The organism is Candidatus Margulisiibacteriota bacterium (genome assembly GCA_028706105.1).
Lineage (GTDB): Bacteria > Margulisbacteria > Riflemargulisbacteria > GWF2-35-9 > DYQY01 > DYQY01.
This window is the reverse complement of record JAQWCF010000019.1, coordinates 21,491-27,908: the sequence shown is the minus strand read 5'-3', so window position 1 is coordinate 27,908 and position 6,418 is coordinate 21,491. Positions and strand designations below refer to the sequence as shown.

5 protein-coding genes are annotated in these 6,418 nt (G+C 35.5%); 2 read left to right on the top strand and 3 right to left on the bottom strand.

Annotation, left to right across the window (positions count from 1 at the left end; all coding sequences use genetic code 11):
* Positions 1–239 precede the first annotated feature (239 nt).
* Complete coding sequence (locus tag PHF25_03280; protein ID MDD4527043.1) at positions 240–1,415, bottom strand: MiaB/RimO family radical SAM methylthiotransferase; 1,176 nt, start codon at positions 1,413–1,415, stop codon at positions 240–242.
* A gap of 273 nt (positions 1,416–1,688) precedes the next feature.
* On the opposite strand from PHF25_03280, the gene PHF25_03275 reads away from it, so the two are divergent.
* Both PHF25_03275 and PHF25_03270 read left to right on the top strand, forming a co-directional pair.
* A complete protein-coding gene (locus PHF25_03275) occupies positions 1,689–2,327 on the top strand; it encodes a hypothetical protein (protein ID MDD4527042.1) in 639 nt (212 codons plus the stop codon).
* 98 nt (positions 2,328–2,425) lie between these two features.
* Positions 2,426–3,310: a hypothetical protein gene (locus PHF25_03270; protein MDD4527041.1), complete on the top strand. Its 885-nt coding sequence runs from the start codon at positions 2,426–2,428 to the stop codon at positions 3,308–3,310.
* Between the two features lie 37 nt (positions 3,311–3,347).
* Here PHF25_03270 and ahcY read toward each other — a convergent pair whose 3' ends face one another.
* The gene (gene ahcY, locus PHF25_03265) at positions 3,348–4,757 is read right to left on the bottom strand and encodes an adenosylhomocysteinase (protein MDD4527040.1); all 1,410 of its coding nucleotides are present in this window, start codon (positions 4,755–4,757) and stop codon (positions 3,348–3,350) included.
* A gap of 53 nt (positions 4,758–4,810) precedes the next feature.
* The gene (locus PHF25_03260) at positions 4,811–6,406 is read right to left on the bottom strand and encodes a DEAD/DEAH box helicase (protein ID MDD4527039.1); all 1,596 of its coding nucleotides are present in this window, start codon (positions 6,404–6,406) and stop codon (positions 4,811–4,813) included.
* Between the last annotated feature and the right edge of the window lie 12 nt (positions 6,407–6,418).

Sequence of the window (6,418 nt, the reverse complement as noted above, 5' to 3'; positions counted from 1 at the left end):
TACTTTTCCTATATTTTTTTTCACATGTTTTATATCGTCAGTTTTTGTGTTTTTTTTGCAGGGGGATAGCTTGCAAGGGGGAGTTCCTCCCCCTTTATTCGCATTCAGTTATGAATGCAAGCTCGAAATATCGAAGGGAGTAAAGAAAAGTTGCAGACATTTAATCAAACATAAAAAACAGATGAAATACTAGTAAGAACGAAAAGCTAAAGAGATAGAATTATTCGGTTTTATAAACTTTAATATTGGTCAATATAAAAAGTGTTTATTGGAAGTTTTTTTGGGATTTGAATGAGCACATAATGTTCAGTATATCCCTCAGAATAATTTTCTTTGTTGGTTTCTATTAAACAATTGTAGTGGATATTTTTCAGAGATTCTTTGTATTTTTTTTGATTGGCTTTTAATGCTAGTTGCGCTTGTGTCATTCTTGCTTTTTTGATTATTTCTGGTACATGATTTGGTAGAGTTGCGGACTTTGTTCCTTCTCTAACAGAATAGGCAAAAAGATGAATATTAAGAAAAATATTTTGAGTAAGAATAGATAATAAAGCTAAAAAATCATCTTCAGTTTCACTTGGGTGACCGATGATTATGTCTGAAGTAACAGTTGTTTTTCTTTTTAAACTATTGATTTTATTAACAAGAGAAAGGTAATCATCTAAGGTGTATTTTCTTTGCATTAAAGAAAGTAGATTGTCAGACGATCCTTGTAGCGGGAGATGTAAGTGAGGACAGAGTTTGTTTTCATTCTCTATGAGTGCAAGAAGTTCATCAGTAACTAAATTTGGTTCTATGGAACCCAGCCTAAGGCGAAAGTCGCCTTTTAGTTGCAGTAACTGTTTAACAAGACCAGTGAGTGTAACTCCATTGTGGTTGTATAGGCCAAGGTTTATACCAGTTAAAACCAGCTCTTTTATGCCTTGATTAATGTTTTCTTGTGCTTCTTTTAAAAGTTGCTCGGAGGAATAACTTATTAGTTTGTTTCTAACAAAGGGGATAATGCAATAGCTACAAAAATAATTACAACCGTTTTGAACTAGAAGATTTTTTCTTACTTTTGAGAGCTCATTCGTCAGTTTATTGTTACAGGAGGAAGAATAACGATGAAGGTAGTTTATTAAATCAGTTTTTTTTATAACAACTCCTATTTCTGGTAAGTTACTAGTTTCGTTTTCAACAGAACATCCAGTAACAATTACTTCTGCTATAGGATTTTCGTTTTTTAGTTTTCTAATCATTTGTCTGCTTTTTCTGTCAGCAATATGCGTGACAGTACAAGTGTTTATTATGATTAAGTCAGCGCTAATAGGAGACTTAGTATAGATGTGACCATATTCGGTGAGTAGTTTTGTTACATCTTCACTTTCCGCTTGGTTCACTTTACAACCGAGAGTTTTTATATAAAAGTTCATAGCCATGATAATAACAGAAAGTTATTAACCGTAGAAGTTTATTAATTATTAGAGTTAGGCTAAACATTATTTTTTTTCGATGGAGCAAAAATAAATTTTTACGATAACTTTATATAAATGCGCGGGAGGGAACAATATGCCAATAAAAAATGAATATGAAGTTTTCCTAGATAGACTTGTAGAAGCGATGATTTTAGAAAATTATTAGCTAATAATCTGATAGCTGTGATCGTCATTTCACTGTAACACCAATTAGAAAAAGGGGGACAACTAGTGTTTTGGAAGATAGTCAGTGGTTTAATTATTAGAGATTTTGATGAGAGCATTGTGGATCATCAGCCAGAACAGCTAGCGCTTGTGAAAAGCGGGGCACCTTTAGAGTTTACAGCGGGGTCGCTTTATCATTTAGGCCAGTCTCTAAAGGGTGTGTTTGAACAGGGGGCAGTACCGTCAGAAGGGAATGGGGTATTTTTAACGCGTGTCCCTCATAAATTTCTTCATTTTTTTACTCGTAAAGCGGATACGCCTTTTATCGCATTAGTCAAAGCTGAGACATTTAACGGCTTAGCAAGAGAAGGGCGTGCTTGTCTTGAGATTTGGGGTGGTGATCGTGCGAAGGGAGTTATTGACCCTTATCCGCGCACTTTGGAACCACTGTTGATTGCTGACATAGAGGAAATATGGGTCGAACCAAAAGTCTGGGAATGGTATCAGCAACTTTTGAGGATTCTGTCTGGTTCTCAAGAATATTCTGATAGGCTGAATGCCTTAAGTGAAAAGGTTCGGCTTGTTGAAAAGCTTTCTCCGATACATGGGCAGTACCCTGATAGTAAAATGTTGAAGGATTATCTTGAACTTAGAGGTTTACAGTATGATATTCCAGCATTCCGTCAATGCCAAGATGAACAATAGGACTACAAACAATAAGTTTTTTAGATGTTCGTGTGAAACATTTTTGTTTTTATAACGATAAGTTTATGGGACAAAAGATAAAATTAAGGAGATAAGCAGTGTTTTGGAAAATAGTTAATGATGGTGGATTAAAAGTTAGGTCAAATGTGGGGAAAACATGGACGTCAATGGCGTTTACAATAGCTCAAAAATGTAAAAACTTAAACATTAAAACTATTGAGACGCATCAAAAATTTCCTGTGTCTGCTTTGTACGAGAAAATAATAAATTCAACACAACAAATAACTATCAAAGATTTCATAGCAGATTTAAACAAAGTAAGTGTTGCTCTTAATCGTGTGCTTTCAGGTGAAAGCCATTATGCTGTAATTTGGGGTAAACCACACACATCGCGTCGCTGGGTGTGGCATATGGTTGAAAAAGATATTAGCCACAAACCGTATGCGGTTAGTTATTTTGGATTAGATGGTCAAGAGGCTAAATACAATAGAAAAATTTTAGGAGTAAAGACATATGTTATTACAGACGATGCCAGCTATAGTGGGACCCAGATAAAAGCAACAATAAGGACATTGGCACGCTTGAATCCTCGAGCAAAGTTTATTGTTGCTATCCCATATGTTACGGACATAGCAGCTAGACGGATAAAATCAAAGGCGGGTTTACCTGATAGTGTTTCGATAGAGCTACTTTCTTGCAGAAAAATGCCAACACTACGACAAATACTGACAACTTCAGAGAGAACCTTTTTTTCTGATGAAAAAAATGGATTTGGTAGTGTTTATATAGATAAGAAAAAATATGAGTTATTAAATACAACAGCAACTGTGTTTCAGCATAAAATAGGTGATGTGTGGTCAGTTTATAGTGCTGTTTCAAAACGTTTCGATTCTTTAATTCCTCCTTATAAAAATGTTGATGCTCCATATTATAAGGCAGAAAAAGAAGAGTATTTATCATTTATTAATAGCTTCAAAAAGTGAAATCAGTGAAAACTATTAATAAGTGTAACCCCAAAAATTAATATCTATAATGTTCTGGTTTATATGGACCTTCAACAGGAACACCAATATAATCAGCTTGGTATTTTTTTAATTTTGTTAATTTAGCTCCAAGTTTACTTAAGTGTAACTCAGCAACCTCTTCGTCTAGTTTTTTGGAAAGACGATAAACTTTTTTTTCATAATTATCTTTGTTTTTCCAAAGATCTAGTTGTGCTAATGTTTGATTGGAGAAAGAAGTACTCATAACAAAAGAAGGGTGGCCAGTTGCGCATCCTAGATTTACTAGTCTTCCTTCAGCAAGAATAAAGATGCTGTGACCATCAGGGAAAGTATATTTATGTACAGGACATTCGATTCCTTTGATTTCATCCTTGATAATACCTGGATAATTTTCTAGCTCAGACATTTGAATTTCGTTATCAAAGTGACCAATGTTGCAAACGATAGCTTGGTCTTTCATTTTTTTCATGTGTTCAATTGTTATGATATCCTTATTACCAGTGGTGGTAACATACAAATCAGCAAACGGAAGAGCATCTTCAACCGTACACACTTTAAAGCCAGCCATACAAGCCTGAAGGGCACAGATTGGGTCAACTTCGCTAACCATTACTTGTGCTCTTTCATTTCTTAGTGCTTCAGCAGAACCTTTTCCAACGTCACCATAACCACAAATCATTGCTGTTTTACCTGATAATAAAACATCCATGGCTCTTTTTATTCCGTCTGTTAAAGAGTGTCGGCATCCGTACACGTTATCAAACTTGCTTTTTGTTACAGAATCATTGACGTTGATGGCTGGAACTAGTAGCGTGTTTTCTTCCATCATTTTATATAGACGATGAACACCGGTAGTTGTTTCTTCAGAAACACCTTTCCAGTCTTTTACAATATTGTGGAAATAGTTTTTGTCTTCTTTATTTGTTGCAATCAGTAGATTTTTTATTATTTGTTCTTCTGTGCTATCAGCTTTGCCCTTCACCCACGTAGAACCATTTTCAAGTTCGTAACCTTTGTGGATAAAAAGAGTAGCGTCTCCACCATCATCAACAATCAGCTCAGGGCCTTTCCCTCCAGGGAAAGTAACTGCTTGTTTGGTGCACCACCAATATTCTTCTAGAGTTTCGCCTTTCCAAGCGAACACAGGCACTCCGGCTTTGGCAATCGCTGCCGCTGCGTGATTCTGCGTAGAGAAAATGTTACAAGAACACCAACGCACGTCAGCGCCCAGCGAAACTAAAGTTTCAATAAGAACTGCTGTTTGAATTGTCATGTGCAAGGAACCCATTATACGAACATCTTTAAGTGGTTTTTCTTGAGCGTACTTTTCTCTGACAGCCATTAATCCTGGCATTTCTTTTTCTGCTATTTCTATTTCTTTTCTGCCAAAATTGGCAAGATTGATGTCTGCTACTTTATAGTCCATTAAGCGCTCCTTAATTTAATTTAAACTTATTATAGTATTTTACAAAGATAATGTTAAGGTTTCTCTTTAGCTTTTACTACAAGAGGCTTATTTCTACCTGAAGTTTTTTTGAAAAATCTCAGAATTGTTTCAGCTTCATTGTAGCCAACCGTGATGAAAGAAAAGTTTTCATATACGTCTACTTGATCTATTGTTGCTGGGTTTATTCTTGTATTTTCAACAATAAAGTTTATGAGCTTATCTTTTGTTGCTCTGTCTTTTTTGCCCATTGCTACAAAAAGCCTAGCCTTACCGTCCATGCTTATTTTGGCATTTCTGTCAGAAGATGCTTGAATGTTGCTATATACTGCCGGGTCAAGGTCCTTGTTAAAAGAATGATACAGTAGTTGTGCTAGCATCTCTGCTGGCTCATTTTCTTCTAGGAGTTTTTCAGCCCAATCTTTATAAAGACTATCAATCGTTTTAGTTTTTAAACTTGCTAACTCTTCAGAAATCTTTTTCTTTTTATTTTTTATTATATCTTTTACGTTTGGAACAGTTGATTTTTTTATGTCTGTTTTGGCAATCCGTTGAATAAACATTAACTGACTATATTCGCTTGGAGTAATAAAGGTAATCGCTGTTCCTTGATTGCCTGCTCTTCCCGTACGGCCAATTCTATGCACATAAGATTCAGGGTCTTGGGGTAGCGAATAGTTAATAACATGAGAAAGATTATTTACGTCTATTCCTCTAGCGGCGACGTCGGTTGCAACTAGTACGTTAATTTTTTTCTTTTTAAATTTACCAAGAGTCTTTTCTCTTTGCGATTGAGAGATATCACCATGAATCGCATCCGCATCATATCCACGGTCGAGAAGTCTTGCTGTAACATCATCAACATCATTCTTAGTTCTGCAAAAAATAAGACCATAAAAATCTTCTTCAATATCAATAATTCTAGTTAGTGCTTCAAATTTTTCAGAGCCACGCACTTCATAATAGATTTGTTCAGTTAGGTTAGTGGTTAGTTGTTGGTGTTTAACAGAAATAAACTCGTGACCAGCCATATATTTTTTAGCTAAATCTCTAATTCTCATTGGCATAGTAGCAGAGAACAGCAACGTTCTTTTGTTAGCATTAGTATGCTTCATGATCTCTTCTAGGTCTTCAATAAAGCCCATATTTAGCATTTCATCAGCCTCATCAATGATTAAGTGGTCAATGTTAGCAAGTTTTAGTGTTTTTCTTCCAATATGGTCAATGATTCTACCAGGCGTACCAACAACGATATGAACGCCTCTTTTTAGTCTTCTAAGTTGTTCGTCTATAGATTGACCTCCATAGATAGGGATAATCCTTAAGTCAGCAGTTCCCTTTAAAGAGTTGATTTCTTCAGCTACTTGAATTGCGAGTTCTCTGGTTGGTGTTAGAATTAGCGCTTGGACTTCTGTTTTTCTTTCATCGATTAAGTCGATAAGCGGTAGTCCAAAGGCTGCTGTTTTTCCTGTCCCCGTTTGTGCTTGAGCAATAATATTTGTGTCATTACGAAGCATAACTGGAATAGTAAGTTCTTGAATTGCTGATGGCTCTTCAAAACCTTTTTGTTTGATAGCCTTTAAAGCTTTCTGGGAGAGCCCAAGAAGCTCAAATTTATTAATTTCTGTCATAATTATTTCTCT